This window comes from Mycobacterium sp. NGS18 (assembly GCF_059813185.1).
The window spans coordinates 149,438-162,927 of the sequence record NZ_JCALEC010000008.1; the positions used below are offsets into that span (position 1 = coordinate 149,438).

At 70.0% G+C, this 13,490-nt stretch carries 13 protein-coding genes and 1 pseudogene; 7 read left to right on the top strand and 7 right to left on the bottom strand.

Annotated features, from left to right (window positions below; all coding sequences use genetic code 11):
- Complete coding sequence (locus AC5Y31_RS16345) at positions 1-1,572, bottom strand: PPE family protein (protein WP_499981585.1); 1,572 nt, start codon at positions 1,570-1,572, stop codon at positions 1-3.
- Positions 1,573-1,693: 121 nt separating this feature from the next.
- On the opposite strand from AC5Y31_RS16345, the pseudogene AC5Y31_RS16350 reads away from it, so the two are divergent.
- From AC5Y31_RS16350 to AC5Y31_RS16380, 7 genes and pseudogenes are all read left to right on the top strand, one after another.
- Positions 1,694-2,326 (top strand): annotated as a pseudogene (locus tag AC5Y31_RS16350) (DUF2275 domain-containing protein); the annotation flags it as partial.
- Between the two features lie 180 nt (positions 2,327-2,506).
- A complete protein-coding gene (gene sigC / locus AC5Y31_RS16355; RefSeq protein WP_234787471.1) occupies positions 2,507-3,067 on the top strand; it encodes an RNA polymerase sigma factor SigC in 561 nt (186 codons plus the stop codon).
- Positions 3,068-3,155: 88 nt separating this feature from the next.
- The gene (locus tag AC5Y31_RS16360; protein ID WP_065025751.1) at positions 3,156-3,890 is read left to right on the top strand and encodes a lytic transglycosylase domain-containing protein; all 735 of its coding nucleotides are present in this window, start codon (positions 3,156-3,158) and stop codon (positions 3,888-3,890) included.
- A gap of 88 nt (positions 3,891-3,978) precedes the next feature.
- Positions 3,979-5,268, top strand: a complete 1,290-nt coding sequence (eno, locus tag AC5Y31_RS16365) for a phosphopyruvate hydratase (protein ID WP_065025750.1) — start codon at positions 3,979-3,981, stop codon at positions 5,266-5,268.
- A gap of 18 nt (positions 5,269-5,286) precedes the next feature.
- Positions 5,287-5,943, top strand: a complete 657-nt coding sequence (locus tag AC5Y31_RS16370; protein ID WP_499981587.1) for an FtsB family cell division protein — start codon at positions 5,287-5,289, stop codon at positions 5,941-5,943.
- Entirely contained in the window at positions 5,936-6,427 is a 492-nt protein-coding gene (locus tag AC5Y31_RS16375) for a DUF501 domain-containing protein (RefSeq protein WP_499981588.1), read from the top strand. Before AC5Y31_RS16370 ends, AC5Y31_RS16375 begins: the two co-directional genes overlap by 8 nt.
- Positions 6,424-7,386 carry a Ppx/GppA phosphatase family protein gene (locus AC5Y31_RS16380; protein ID WP_499981590.1) on the top strand — a complete coding sequence of 321 codons (963 nt, stop codon included), beginning with the start codon at positions 6,424-6,426 and terminating at the stop codon, positions 7,384-7,386. The genes AC5Y31_RS16375 and AC5Y31_RS16380 overlap by 4 nt, the downstream gene beginning before the upstream one ends.
- A gap of 6 nt (positions 7,387-7,392) precedes the next feature.
- Here AC5Y31_RS16380 and AC5Y31_RS16385 read toward each other — a convergent pair whose 3' ends face one another.
- The 6 genes from AC5Y31_RS16385 to AC5Y31_RS16410 all read right to left on the bottom strand — a co-directional run bounded on the left by AC5Y31_RS16385 (position 7,393) and on the right by AC5Y31_RS16410 (position 13,439).
- Positions 7,393-7,851 carry an MPT63 family protein gene (locus AC5Y31_RS16385; protein WP_499981591.1) on the bottom strand — a complete coding sequence of 153 codons (459 nt, stop codon included), beginning with the start codon at positions 7,849-7,851 and terminating at the stop codon, positions 7,393-7,395.
- Between the two features lie 51 nt (positions 7,852-7,902).
- Positions 7,903-8,586, bottom strand: a complete 684-nt coding sequence (locus AC5Y31_RS16390) for a response regulator (protein ID WP_064853263.1) — start codon at positions 8,584-8,586, stop codon at positions 7,903-7,905.
- The gene (locus tag AC5Y31_RS16395; protein ID WP_499981593.1) at positions 8,586-11,114 is read right to left on the bottom strand and encodes a sensor histidine kinase; all 2,529 of its coding nucleotides are present in this window, start codon (positions 11,112-11,114) and stop codon (positions 8,586-8,588) included. The genes AC5Y31_RS16390 and AC5Y31_RS16395 overlap by 1 nt, the downstream gene beginning before the upstream one ends.
- A gap of 28 nt (positions 11,115-11,142) precedes the next feature.
- Entirely contained in the window at positions 11,143-12,327 is a 1,185-nt protein-coding gene (locus AC5Y31_RS16400) for a PPE family protein, SVP subgroup (protein ID WP_499981595.1), read from the bottom strand.
- A 39-nt stretch (positions 12,328-12,366) separates the two neighbouring features.
- The gene (locus AC5Y31_RS16405; protein WP_499981597.1) at positions 12,367-13,176 is read right to left on the bottom strand and encodes a PE family protein; all 810 of its coding nucleotides are present in this window, start codon (positions 13,174-13,176) and stop codon (positions 12,367-12,369) included.
- Between the two features lie 125 nt (positions 13,177-13,301).
- Complete coding sequence (locus tag AC5Y31_RS16410; protein ID WP_499981599.1) at positions 13,302-13,439, bottom strand: hypothetical protein; 138 nt, start codon at positions 13,437-13,439, stop codon at positions 13,302-13,304.
- Between the last annotated feature and the right edge of the window lie 51 nt (positions 13,440-13,490).

Genomic DNA, 13,490 nt, shown 5'->3' on the forward strand with positions numbered 1-13,490 from the left:
CTACTCGGAGTCCTCGCCCCAACCGCCCGGCAGCATCGGCATCCGCGGCTCGCTGTCGAGACCGTCGCCGGCGAGCACGGTGATCCCGGCCGCCCGGCGGCGAACCGCGGTGGCGGTGCCGGCGAAGCCTAATGGGCCGGCACCGGAATCAGACGCTCCGGGTGCATGCGGCGGTCCCACCTTCGCCTCTCCTCCGTCGAGACTCGCTGAACCGCCGGGTGCGCTCCAGTCCGGGGCCACTCCGATGTTCATGTCCATGTACTCGTCGCCGAACCCGCGCTGCTGGGCACGCTGCCGGCGCTGGCGCTTCTGGGCTAGGGCCTCCGTCTGGGCCTCGCCGGGGGCGCCTTGGCTCTCCGAAGCGTCTTCCTCGGCGCTGCGGGAGCGCCGCGAGCCGCTGGACTGCCGGGCCGATGACGAGGCGCTGCTCACCAGGTACAGACACGAGGTCGGTCCGAAACCGACTCCCGGGCCGCCGCCGGCCGCGCCGCCGCCGGCCGGCATCCCGCCGCTCACGGTGCCCGGAGCAGTAGCACCGGCCGACGAGATCGGGTCCGCGCAGGCACACACCTCCGCGCCGGCCGGTACCACGTGGGCGATGACCGGGGCGCCGCCGACACCGCCCGTCACCGGCAGCGCCGGGGTCGGCTCAACCGCCTGCTCCACCCCGCCCACCGCGCCGATCGCACCGAGTGCGCCCAGCCCGGCGGCAGCGGCCAGGGCGGGCGCCGCGGCCATGACGATCGGGATCGCCATCTGCACCGCAATCTGGCCCATCGGCCACAACAGCATCAGCGTGTGGAAGGTGAACCAGCCCAGGGCCCCGGCCAGAATGGGGGACATCCCCGGGATCCCCAGCAGCATCTGGGTGACCGAGCTGGCGAACGGAAACGCCTCGATCGGATATCCGTCGACGCCCAACTGCGCCCACAACCACTTGGCAATCGGGTCCGCAAACCCCATGTTGAACTGCGTGATCAGGTCCTTGAGCTGCTGTTCCCAACTGGGGGCGGCAGCGGCCTCAGCAGCTCCCGGGGCCACGATCGGCGGCGCGGGCGCCGCAGCAGGAACCGAGGCCAGCGCGGTGCCCGCGACGCCCTGGTAGACGGTCATCATCTCCGCGGCCTGAACCCACATCCGGGCGTAGTCGGCTTCGTTCAGCGCGATCGGGATGGTGTTGATGCCGAAGAAGTTCGTTGCGACCAGCGTGGCGTGTACGGCGTGGTTGGCGGCGAGCTCGGCCAGCGTGGGCATGCCGGCCAGCGCGGTGGTGTAGGCGGCGGCCGCCGTCTGGTGCACGGCCGCCGCGGCGGTGCTCTTGGCGGCGCTCTCGGTCAGCCAGCTCAGGTAGGGAACGTGCGCGGCCGCGTACTGCTGGGCGCTCGGCCCCTGCCAGGCGGCGGCTTCCACCCCGGCCAGCACCGCGTCGAGCTCGGCGGCGACCTCGGCGTACTCGATGCTCATCGCCGACCACGCCGACGCCGCTTCCAGCAGTGGACCGGGTCCGGGCCCGGCGCTCAGCAGCGCCGAGTGCACCTCCGGCGGCGACGCCAGCCAGACCGGTGCGGTCATGGAACACCTCTCCCAACGATCGTGATTTCGTCTCCGACACCCAGTGGTCGCATCGGCGCCCGATTTGGTTCCCGCGCCGGTGACCTTTGTGAAAGGCCGCCGAATAGGCGACTATGTCGGCATGCGGTGCGAGGTGGTGCGCGAGACCCTGTCGGCGCTGCTCGACGGCGAGCAGCAGGAGTTGCCGGCGCAACAGGTCGACGCGCATCTGGCATCATGCCGCAGCTGCCGGCGCTGGCTGGTCGGTGCTGCCGCGCAGGCCCGCCGACTGACCACGATCGACAGCGATGCCGACTCCCGAGACGGCCCTGACCTGGCCGCACAGATCCTGGCGGCCGCCGGGGTGACGTCGGTCACCGGCGGAATCTCGGCCGGCGGACGCTGGTCGAGCTGGGGTTACCGGCGGCTGGCGCTGATCTCGGTCGGGGTGCTTCAGGTGGCCATGGCGCTGGCCCAGATCGTCGGCGTCGACTTCGGCATGGTGTCGGCGCACGGCCACGGGGCAGCCACCGGGGCTCATTTGCTGCACGAATCCACCGCGTGGCTGTTGGCGCTGGGCGGGGCGATGATCGCGGCCGGCATCTGGCCCGGCGTGGCGGCGGGCGTCGCCGCGATCGCAGGGGTGTTCGCCCTGGCCTTGGCTGGGTACGTGGCAATCGACGCCTACCATGGCCAGGTGACCGCCGCGCGGATCGCGAGCCATCTGCCGGTCCTGATCGGGCTGGTATTCGCTTTGCTGGTGATGCGTCACCGGGCCGGTGGCTCTGGCTCGCGGGCCGCTGACGGCGATGCTGACGAGGCGCTGCCGCCGGCGGACACCGACCGCCGCGGGTTCGGCCGGAGGGGCCGGCACCTGCGGTCGGTGAACGGTCCGGATATGGCTACGACCATGCGTCGTAGGGCGGTTCCGGCGCCGGGTCTAAGGTGGGTGTTCATGGCGGCAGCTGACCGGGGTGACGACGAAGCTGTCACCGCATTGGCTCTTGCCGCCGCCGACGGGGACGCCCGGGCTTTGGAGGCGTTCATCAAGGCCACCCAGCGCGATGTCTGGCGGTTCGTGGCTTATCTCTTCGACGGTGTCCACGCCGACGACCTGACGCAGGAGACCTTCCTGCGGGCGATCGGCGCGATCCCGCGGTTCTCCGGGCGTTCCAGTGCCCGGACCTGGCTGCTGGCTATCGCACGCCGGGTGGTCGCCGACCACATTCGCTATCTGCGGTCGCGTCCGCGCACCGCGGCCGGCGCAGACCCCGAGCTGCTGCTCGACCGCGACCGGCCCAGCCGCGGCTTCGAGGACGTCGTCGAAGTGACCACCCTGATTGCCGGGCTCTCGGCCGAACAGCGCGAGGCGCTGCTGCTGACTCAGCTCTTCGGGCTGTCCTACCGCGACGCCGCCGCGGTGTGCGGCTGCCCGGTGGGCACCATCCGATCCCGGGTCGCCCGCGCCCGGGACGCGCTGCTCGCGGATTCGGAACGCGACGAGCTGACCGGTTAGGCCGTGACTCGGCCCGGTGACGTCCGTCAGTGGCGCAGCGGTCATGGAACGATGGACACAGATCAGCGTTTCGAGGTTGGGGAGAGCGGTGTCGGCGCGTCGTTGGCTGCGGACTACCGCCGTCGTGGCTGCGACGGCTGTGCTGCTGGCTTCCAGTTGCAGCTGGCAGCTCGGTAACCCCATCCCGCAGGGTGTGCCGCCGCCGCCCGGGGACCCGGTCCCGCCGGTGGACACCGAGCTGGTGGCGGGCCGTCCGGCCGACCAGCTCTACCACTGGGCCGCCGAGCGGGCCGCGGTGCTCGACATCCCGGTCACCGCGCTGGAGGCCTACGCGTACGCGGCACGCGTCGCGGAGGTGGAGAACCCCAACTGCCACCTCGGCTGGACCACCCTGGCCGGCATCGGCCAGATCGAGAGTCATCACGGTCGCTACAACCACGCCACGGTGGCACGCAACGGCGACGTTCGCCCCAAGATCCGGGGCGTGCGGCTCGACGGCTCCGGCGGCACGCTGCACATCGTCGAGAATCTGCAGCCGGACCTGGCCGACGACGACGGCGTGGTCCGCGCGATGGGCCCGATGCAGTTCATCCCGGAGACCTGGCGTCTCTACGGCGTCGACGCCAACAACGACGGCATCGTCAGCCCGGACAACATCGATGACGCCGCGCTGTCGGCGGCCGGCTATCTGTGCTGGCGCGGAAAGGATCTCGCCACCGCCAAAGGCTGGATGACGGCGTTGATGGCCTACAACGAGTCGGAGATCTACGCCCGCGCGGTTCGGGACTGGGCCGCCGCGTACGCGGCCGGGCGGCCCTTGTGAGGTGTGTGTGAGGTGGGTGGCGGGGACCACCGTTAGGCTCCCAATAGGCTGACAACGGCCCGTCCCCACCCAGCTCAAGGAGAAGTCAGTGCCCATCATCCAGCAGGTCGGCGCCCGCGAGATCCTCGATTCCCGCGGCAACCCCACGGTCGAGGTCGAGGTGGCGCTGGAGGACGGGACGTTTGCCCGGGCCGCGGTGCCCTCCGGGGCGTCCACCGGTGAGCACGAGGCCGTCGAACTGCGGGACGGCGGCGCCCGCTACGGCGGCAAGGGGGTGCAGAAGGCGGTCACCGCGGTACTCGACCAGATCGCGCCCGCGGTCATCGGGATCAGCGCCGATGACCAGCGGCTGGTGGACCAAGCCCTAGTGGACCTCGACGGCACCGCGGACAAGTCCCGGCTGGGCGCCAACGCCATGCTCGGGGTGTCGCTGGCAGTGGCCAAGGCCGCCGCGGACTCCGCGGCGCTGCCGCTGTACCGCTACCTCGGCGGCCCCAACGCCCACATCCTGCCGGTGCCGATGATGAACATCCTCAACGGCGGCGCGCACGCCGACACCGGCGTCGACGTCCAGGAGTTCATGGTGGCCCCGATCGGCGCCCCCAGCTTCGCCGAGGCGCTGCGCTGGGGCGCCGAGGTCTACCACGCCTTGAAGGCGGTGCTCAAGAAGCAGGGGCTGTCCACCGGATTGGGGGACGAGGGCGGTTTCGCCCCCGACGTCGCGGGCACCACCGCGGCACTGGACCTGATCAGCTCGGCGATCGAGTCCACCGGACTGAAGCTGGGCACCGATGTGGCGTTGGCGCTCGATGTCGCGGCCACCGAGTTCTACACCGACGGCAGCGGGTATGCGTTCGAGAAGCAGACCCGTACCGCTGCGCAGTTGACCGAGTTCTACGCCAAGCTGCTCGATTCCTATCCGCTGGTCTCGATCGAAGACCCGCTGTCCGAAGACGATTGGGACGGCTGGGTGGCGCTGACCACCGAGATCGGCGACCGGGTGCAGATCGTCGGCGACGACCTGTTCGTCACCAACCCCGAGCGTCTCGAGGAGGGCATCGAGCGCGGTGCGGCGAATGCGCTGCTGGTCAAGGTCAACCAGATCGGCACGCTGACCGAAACCCTGGATGCGGTGACACTGGCCCACCACAGCGGCTACCGCACCATGATGAGCCACCGCAGCGGCGAGACCGAGGACACCACCATCGCCGACCTCGCGGTGGCCGTCAGCAGCGGTCAGATCAAAACCGGTGCACCGGCCCGCAGTGAGCGGGTGGCCAAGTACAACCAGCTGCTGCGGATCGAGGAGGAACTCGGCGACGCCGCCCGCTACGCCGGCGACCTGGCCTTCCCCCGCTATGCGCCGGAGAGCAAATAGCCTTTCGGGGCCGCTGCCATGTCCGATCCGAAACGGCCCGAGAAGCGGCGTTCTGCGACGTCGCGGCCGGGCCGGGCCGGTGAAACCGAACGCGCCCGCCCACGCCGCTCGCCGGCGGTGCGCCGCGGACCGGGCACCTCGCGCAGCGCGCCGGAATCATCGGCCCAGCCGGTCCAGCGATCGGCAGCGGCCGAGCAGCGTTCGGAGCTGCGGGTCGGTTTCACCGCGCGGCGTGCGGTCATCCTGGCGGCGGTGATGTGCGTGCTCACCTTGACCCTCGCCGGCCCGGTCCGCACCTTCTTCGCCCAGCATGCGGAGATGAAGCAGCAGTCCCAGCTGGAAGCCACCCTGCGCGGTCAGATCGCCGACCTGCAGCAGCAGAAGGCCAACATGGATGACCCGGCGCATATCCGGGCGCAGGCCCGCGAGCGGCTCGGTTTCGTCATGCCCGGCGAGATCCCGTATCAGGTGCAGCTGCCCGGGGTCGCCGAGGAGCCCGGCGAAGCGGGTGTCGAGCCGGGCGAGCTGGGCCCCAGTGGTGATCCCTGGTACACCGCGCTGTGGCACACCATCGCCGATGTTCCGCATCCGCCGCCCGCCCCGGCTGTGTCTCCCGGCCCGCCGGGCCGCTCCGTCCTGCCCGCCCCTGCCGTCCCGGGTGCGCCCGGTGGTTGACCCCGCCGACCTGGACATGGTGGGCCGGCAGCTGGGCCGAGAACCCCGCGGTGTCCTGGAGATCTCCTACCGGTGCCCCAACGGTGAGCCCGCCGTGGTGAAGACGATGCCGAAACTGCCTGACGGAACACCGTTTCCGACGCTGTACTACCTGACCCACCCGGTGTTGACCGCCGCGGCCAGCCGGCTGGAGTCCTCGGGGCTGATGGCTGACATGACCGCCCGGCTGCAGCATGACACCGAACTCGCCGCGCGCTACCGGGACGCCCACGAGTCCTTTCTCGCCGAACGGGACGCGATCGAGCCGCTGGGTACCACCTTTTCCGGCGGCGGTATGCCCGACCGGGTCAAGTGCCTGCATGTGCTGATCGCGCACGCACTGGCCAAGGGGCGCGGCGTCAACCCGTTCGGCGACGAGGCCTTGGCGATCCTGGCCGCCGAGCCGGGGATGGCCGGGATCTTGGTGCCGGAGCAGTGGTTATGACGCGCCCGAACCGCGTCGCCGGAATCGACTGTGGCACCAACTCGATTCGCCTGCTGATCGCCGATGCGCATGATGGCCGGCTGCACGACGTGCACCGCGAGATGCGGGTGGTCCGGTTGGGCGAAGGGGTCGACGCGACCGGCCGGTTCGCCTCCGGTGCGCTGGAGCGCACTCGCGCGGCCTTGGCCGATTACGCCGGATTGCTGAGCGCCCATGAGGTTTCGCGGATGCGGATGGTGGCCACCTCGGCCACCCGCGATGCGGCCAACCGCGACGAGTTCTTCGCCATGACCGCGCAGGTGTTAGGTGCAGCCGTTCCCGGTGCGGTGGCCGAGGTGATCACCGGCCGCGAGGAGGCGGAGTTGTCCTTTCGCGGAGCGGTCGGCGAATTGGACGGTTCCGCTGGCCCCTTCGTCGTCGTCGACCTCGGCGGCGGATCGACCGAGGTGGTGCTGGGCGATCCGGTCGGCGGGGTCTCGGCCAGCTACTCCGCCAACATCGGCTGCGTCCGTTTGACCGAGCGCTGCCTGCATTCCGATCCGCCGACCGCCCCAGAGATTGCCGCCGCCCGCGCCCTCGCCGGCGAGCTGCTCGGTGAGGCGCTGCGGGCGGTGCCGGTGGCGCAGGCCCGCACCTGGGTGGGGGTCGCCGGAACGATGACAACGCTCGCCGCGCTGGCCCACCACCTGACCGAATACGACCCCGGGGTCATTCACTTGTCCCGGGTCGGCTACGGGGACCTATTGGCGGTCTGCGATCAGCTGATCGGCATGGCCCGGGAGCAGCGCGCCGCGCTGGGGCCGATGCACCCCGGACGTGCCGACGTGATCGGCGGCGGGGCGATTGTGGTGCAGGAACTCGCCCACGCCCTTTCCGATCACGCCGGCATCGAGGAGCTGGTGGTCAGCGAACACGACATCCTGGACGGAATCGCGCTGTCGGTCAACGACTTTGACTAGCCGGGCTTAGCCCTGCTTCCAGACGACCTTGTCGTGGCCGCCGGCGTCGCGGTAGACGACGCTGTCCGGCGCGGTGCCGTTCTTGACGTCGAAGTAGAGCCGCCCGCTGGTCTGGCTGCCCTGCGCGATCGGGCCGTTGGGCAGGCCGTCGACCTCATTGCCCTTCATGACGGCGTACGTCGAACTGTTGACTGCGCGCGCGTTGAAGTCGGCGATGTTCGGGGTAGGAGAGCCGCTTACCGCTTTCGCAGTCACGTCGGAGTACCAGACTCCGTCGTTGTGACCGCTGGGTTGCAGGTTCTCGACGGTGTAGTCGATAGCTCCGCCTGGGCTCTGGATCTCCTGTGTTTGACCGAACCCGACGACTGTCGGGTCCGCAGAAGCCGGTGCCACCGCCAGCATTCCTGCCGTTGCGAGGCCGACCGCTGTCACCGCCGTCTTTTTGGCGATCTGGGAGAACATCACGGTAAAACTCCTTCCGCTAGGTCCCCGAATACATATCCGCGCTGACAGTTTTCAAACCTCGAAACGGTAACCCATGCCCGCTTCGGTCAATAGATGCTTGGGATTGGACGGATCATCTTCGAGTTTGCGCCGCAATTGCGCCAGGTAAACGCGCAGGTACTGGGTTTCTTTGGCGTAGGCCGGGCCCCACACCTGGGTGAGTAACTCATCACGGCCGACCAGTTTGCCGCGATTGCGAACCAGCATCTCCAACATGCCCCACTCGGTGGGGGTCAGATGCACCTCAGAGCCGTTCTTGGTGACCTTCTTGGCAGCCAGATCAACGGTGAACGAAGCAGTTTCCACTATCGGCTGGTCGATTTCGGCCGTAGCGGCATTACGGCGGGCAGCTGCCCGGAGCCGGGCCAGAAACTCGTCCATGCCGAACGGTTTGGTCACGTAGTCGTCGGCGCCGGCGTCGAGCGCCTCGACCTTGTCAGCGGAGTCGGTGCGGGCGGACAGCACGATCACCGGAACCGTCAGCCAGCCGCGCAGCCCGGCCAGCACCTCGATGCCGGAGATGTCAGGTAGTCCCAGGTCGAGAATCACCACGTCGGGGCGCTGTTCGGCGGCGGCGCGAAGCGCACCGGCGCCCGTCGCCGCGGTGACGACCTCGTAGCCGCGCACCGACAGGTTGATCTTCAGCGCCCGCAGAATCTGCGGCTCGTCGTCGACTACCAGAACACGTGTGCTCATCACCCTTCTCCTGCCGGTGCGGCCAGGTCCACCACCATGGTCAACCCGCCACCCGGTGTCTCCGTCGCCGAGATGGTGCCACCCATCGCCTCAGTGAAACCCCGCGCCACCGACAATCCAAGTCCCACACCACTGGTGTTGTCACGGTCGCCGAGTCGCTGGAACGGATCGAACGCGTGCAGTTCGCCGCCACGCGGCAGCCCACAACCCTCGTCGGCGACGTTGATCAGCACCCGGTCGCCGACTTGGCCCGCCGTCACGCGCACCACGCTGTCCGAGGCGTAGCGCAGCGCGTTGTCAATCACGTTGGCCAACACGCGTTCCAGCAGTCCGGCGTCGGCCATAGCCACTGTCGGACCCACCTCCACCTTCACCTGTTCCAAACTGCCGCGCCCGAAGACGTTGCTGCGCTTGCCGATTCCGATCAGAGCGCGCTGCACCACCTCTTCCAGATACACCTTGGTGAGCGCGGGCCGGATTACCCCGGCGGCCAGTCGCGAGGAGTCGAGCAGGTTACCCACCAGGGCGGTGAGCTGGTCGACGGACTCCTCGACGGTGGCCAGCAGTTCGGCGGTGTCGTCCGGTGAGAAGGCGACGTCGTCGGCGCGCAGGCTCGACACCGCCGCCTTGGCCGCCGCCAGCGGGGTGCGCAGGTCGTGGCTGACCGCCGAGAGCAGGGAGCGGCGCAATTCGTCGGTGCGCATCACCGCGTCGGCCCGACTGGCCTCGGCCGCCAGCTCCTCCTGGCGGACGAGTCCGGCGGCTTGGCGGGCCACCACCGACAGCACCCGCCGGTCCCGGGAGGCCAGTTGCCGGCCGACCATCAGCATCCAGAACTCGTCGTCGCCGACATCGATCGCGGTGTCGGCGAGATCCACCGAGGTGCAGGGCTGATCGCCCACCGAGGCCACTACCCTGGTGGCGCGGGTGATCCCGGTCTTCGCCGTTGCGGCCGGGACACGAACCAGGCTGACGGACCGCTGCGCGTAGGTCTCGCGCACCCGCTCCAGCAGGGTGTCCAGGTCCGCTCCGCGCAACACGGACCCGGCGAACAGCGTCATCAATTCCGCCTCGCGGGAGGCGCGACCGGCTTCCCGGGCCCGTTTGGCAGCGCCGTCGACCAGGGCCGCCACCGCGACCGCCACCAACAGCAGCACCACCTCGGTCACCGCGGCGTCGTGCTCGGCGATGGTGAAGTCGCGGCGCGGGGTGAGCAGGAAGTAGTTCATCAGCACCCCGGACAGCAACGCCGAGAGCACCGCTGGGGCAATACCGCCGAGCAAGGCCACCAGCAGCACGCCGACGACGAACAGCGCACTCTGGCCGGTCTCGAGGTAGTGGTCCAACCAGCCGACCACGATTGCGCAGATCACGCAGGGGACGGCGATCGCGGCCAGCCAGGACACCGCCCGCCGTTCCCGCGGAGAGACCGAGAATGCCCGGAAACTTGGCTTGATGTCCTCGTCGGTGACGATGTGGACGTCGATGTCCCCGGACTGCTGCACCACCGCCGCACCGACACCTTCGTCGAGGATGCGCGCCCAGCGGGAGCGTCTCGAACTGCCGATCACCAGTTGGGTGGCGTTGACGTCACGGGCGAATTCCAGCAGCGCGGCCGGCACGTCGTCGCCGATCACCGTGTGCAGCGAGGCCCCCAGGCTGATCGCCAGCTGGCGGATCTTGCCCACCCGGGGCGCCGGTGCGCCGGAGATGCCGTCGCCGCCCAGTACATGCAGCACCAGCAGCTCGCCACCTGCCTTGGAGGCGATCCGGGAGGCACGACGTACCAAGGTCTCTGACTCAGGGCCGCCGGTGACCGCAGCGACGATGCGTTCGCGGGCCTCCCAGGTCTCGGTGATCTTCTTGTCGGCGCGGTATTTCGTCAGCGCCGCGTCGACCTGTCCGGCCAGCCACAGCAGCGCCAGTTCGCGCAGCGCGGTGAGCGTTTCGCCGCGGAAGTAGTTGGCCAGCGCTGCGTCGACCTTCTCCGGCGGATAGACGTTGCCGTGGGAGAGCCTGCGGCGCAGCGCTTCCGGGGCGACATCGATGAGTTCGATCTGAGTCGCCTGGCGCACGACCGCGTCGGGCACGGTGTCGTGTTGGACGGTGCCGGTGATCTTGGTGACGACGTCGCTGAGGCTCTCCAGCTGCTGCACGTTGACGGTGGAGATCACCGTGATCCCGGCGTCGAGCAACTCCTCGACATCCTGCCAGCGCTTCGGATTACGGCTGCCGGCGGCGTTGGCGTGCGCGAGATCGTCGACCAGGACCACCTCGGGCCGCCGGGCCAGCACCGCGGCGACGTCGAGTTGGCCGTCGAGTTCGGCGTCGGGGGCGCCGACGGTCTCGATCCCCCGCAACAGTGCGGCGGTCTTACTGCGGCCGTGGGTTTCCACGGCGGCGGCCACCACGTCGGTGCCGCGCTCGGCCCGCCGGTGGGCTTCGCCGAGCATCGCGTAGGTCTTGCCGACCCCGGGCGAGGCACCGAGGTAGATGCGGAGTTCCCCGCGCTGACTCACGACGCTCACCCGACCATCATCCCGGCAACCGCCGTTCTCAGCCAGCGGCGACCGGGCGTGCCATGACAGTGGGCTTGAATCCGTAGTGTGGATCGCTGAAACCGCGACTGCCGCGCGCTGCGGCCGCACCGGCGGCACCCATCCCGGCCGGCACCGCGGTCATCGACTGCCCTTCCTCGACCGCACCGGGAATCCACTCGGAGGTGATCAACGGCGCCGCACCGGTCCCGCCCGGCAGTGCCCCCGGCCAGGTCGACGGCACCGACAGTCCCCCGACCGGGGCCGCCTGGGCCATGCCGGCCAGCACCGGCGCCCGGCCGGCGGCCACAGAGCCGGCGACGGCCGCGCCGGCCGGGGCGTCGACCGAATCCACCAGGACCGCTCCACCGGCGGCACCCACGCCGGGCGAGGCGATGGCGAGCGCGCTGGCGATGCCGGCGAACAGATGCCAAGACCCGGCGGTCACGGCGTAGGTGCTGTAGGTCTGGATTGCGTTCCAGATCCCGATGTTCTGCGTCGAATCGATGAAATTCGTCAGGAAATCGCCCGCCTGGGCCGGACCGGCCGCGGCGCTGAGCGGCGAGGACAGGGTCTGCACGGTGGTGGGCAGCCCCGAAACCAGCTGAGACAACCCGTTCTGGGCGCTCCCGGTCGATGCCTGTGCGACCGCGGCCGCCTGACCGGCGGTGCCGAGCGGGTTGCTGATCGGATTGGGGGAGGACAGCGGCTGCAGGACTCCGGCGCTTGCCGAGGAACCCGCATAGCCGTACATGGCGATGGCGTCCTGCGCCCACATCTCCGCGTACTGCGCCTCGGTGGCCGCGATCGCCGGGGTGTTGAGGCCCAGGAAGTTCGAGGCGATCAGCGCCATCAGCTGCGCCCGGTTGGCGGCGATCACCGGGGGCGGCACCATCATCGCAAACGCCGCTTCGAATGCGGCGGCGGATGCGGTTGCCTGGGCGGCGGCCTGCTCGGCGGCGGCCGCGGTGGTGTTGAGCCAGTTGACATACGGCATCACGGCCGCGGCCATCGACGCCGAGGCCGGCCCCTGCCACTCCTCGCCGGTCAGTGCCGCGATCGCCGACTGGTAGGACGTCGCGGTCGTGGAAAGCTCCGCGCCGAGACCGTTCCACGCCGCAGCGGCCGCCATCATCGGGGCCGCACCGGCGCCGGCGTACATGCGGCCGGAGTTGATCTCCGGGGGTAACGCGCCAAAGTCCATGTTCGTCAATTCCGTTCGCTGGTAACCGATTATCTGCCGTCAGCCCACCGGTGGGCGCGGCATCACCTTCGGCTTGATGCCGTAGCGCAGCCGGCCGCGGCTGCCCTGCTCGCTGGAGGACGCCGGCAGTCCGGCGGGCACCGCCGCCGTAGCGGCGCGGGGTGCTGCGGCTGCAGTGCTCGTGCCGGAGAGCGCCGCAGGCGTGGCGGCCGCCGGAGCGGATTCGCCGGCCCAGGCCGGTGGCGCCGGCGCGCCGAGAGGCCGCGCCGCGGCCTGGCCGGCGGTCGTGGAAACCGGTGCTGCTGCGGCGGCCGGCGCGGTCTGGCCGGTGAGACCCGCCTCGGGCATGTCGGGGGGGAGGACTTGGTGAACCACCCCGGACGGAGAGGTGATGTAGCCCTTGCCCAACCCGGTGAACTCCGAAGCGGCCGAGCCGATGGTGCCGGCCTGCATGGCGGCCAGGATGGAGCTGTTGCTGGCGATCCCGCCCAGCCCGAATGTCGGGTCAGCGGCCCCCGAGCCGGCGCCCAGTCCCGCGGTTGCCGTGCCCAGCCCGGCTGCGGCCGAGTTGGCCGTCTCGGTGCTGCCATAGGAGTCGGCGCTGGTGCGCAAGGTGTTGACGAACATTTCCTGGATCGCCGCGGCCTGGGCGCTGATCTGCTGGTAGAGCTGCCCGTAGGCGGCGAACTGGGTCGCCTGCAAGACCGAGACCTCGTCGGCGCCCGCCGGGGCGATGCCGGTGGTGGGTGCGGCGGCCGCGGCGCTCTGCGCGGTCATCGCCGAGCCGATCGCCTGCAGGTTGCTGGCGGTCGCCGCCATCGCCTCGGGCTGGGTGGTCACGAAGGACATCACTTCTCCTGGTGGAAAACGGGGTCGGCCTCCGGCCGAATGCAGGGTCCACTGTCTCCGGCTGAAGGCCGAATCGGGGAAGTCGTTTACGGGTTCTTAACGCCCCTGCCAGGATTCTTGACGGTTTATTCGCACAGGTGCTTCACAGTGCGGGGCGGCCCGGCGCAGGCCCGACTGGACTCCACCGCCGCATCGGTGCTGGGCCGTTCGTCGATGACCTGGAAGTTTCGTCCGAGCCGGGTGAGGAATTCCTGGCAGATCATGCGAACCGGCGCCGCTTTTCCCGCTCAGCCGGCCGCCACCGGATGCCTGGT

Bases quoted from the DNA above. Each gene is read 5' to 3' on its own strand.
- AC5Y31_RS16345 (WP_499981585.1), bottom strand. From the start codon at position 1,572: ATGACCGCACCGGTCTGGCTGGCGTCGCCGCCGGAGGTGCACTCGGCG.
- sigC (WP_234787471.1), top strand. From the start codon at position 2,507: ATGGCGGCAGCTGACCGGGGTGACGACGAAGCTGTCACCGCATTGGCT.
- AC5Y31_RS16370 (WP_499981587.1), top strand. From the start codon at position 5,287: ATGTCCGATCCGAAACGGCCCGAGAAGCGGCGTTCTGCGACGTCGCGG.
- AC5Y31_RS16380 (WP_499981590.1), top strand. From the start codon at position 6,424: ATGACGCGCCCGAACCGCGTCGCCGGAATCGACTGTGGCACCAACTCG.
- AC5Y31_RS16390 (WP_064853263.1), bottom strand. From the start codon at position 8,586: ATGAGCACACGTGTTCTGGTAGTCGACGACGAGCCGCAGATTCTGCGG.
- AC5Y31_RS16400 (WP_499981595.1), bottom strand. From the start codon at position 12,327: ATGGACTTTGGCGCGTTACCCCCGGAGATCAACTCCGGCCGCATGTAC.
- AC5Y31_RS16405 (WP_499981597.1), bottom strand. From the start codon at position 13,176: ATGTCCTTCGTGACCACCCAGCCCGAGGCGATGGCGGCGACCGCCAGC.
- AC5Y31_RS16410 (WP_499981599.1), bottom strand. From the start codon at position 13,439: ATGATCTGCCAGGAATTCCTCACCCGGCTCGGACGAAACTTCCAGGTC.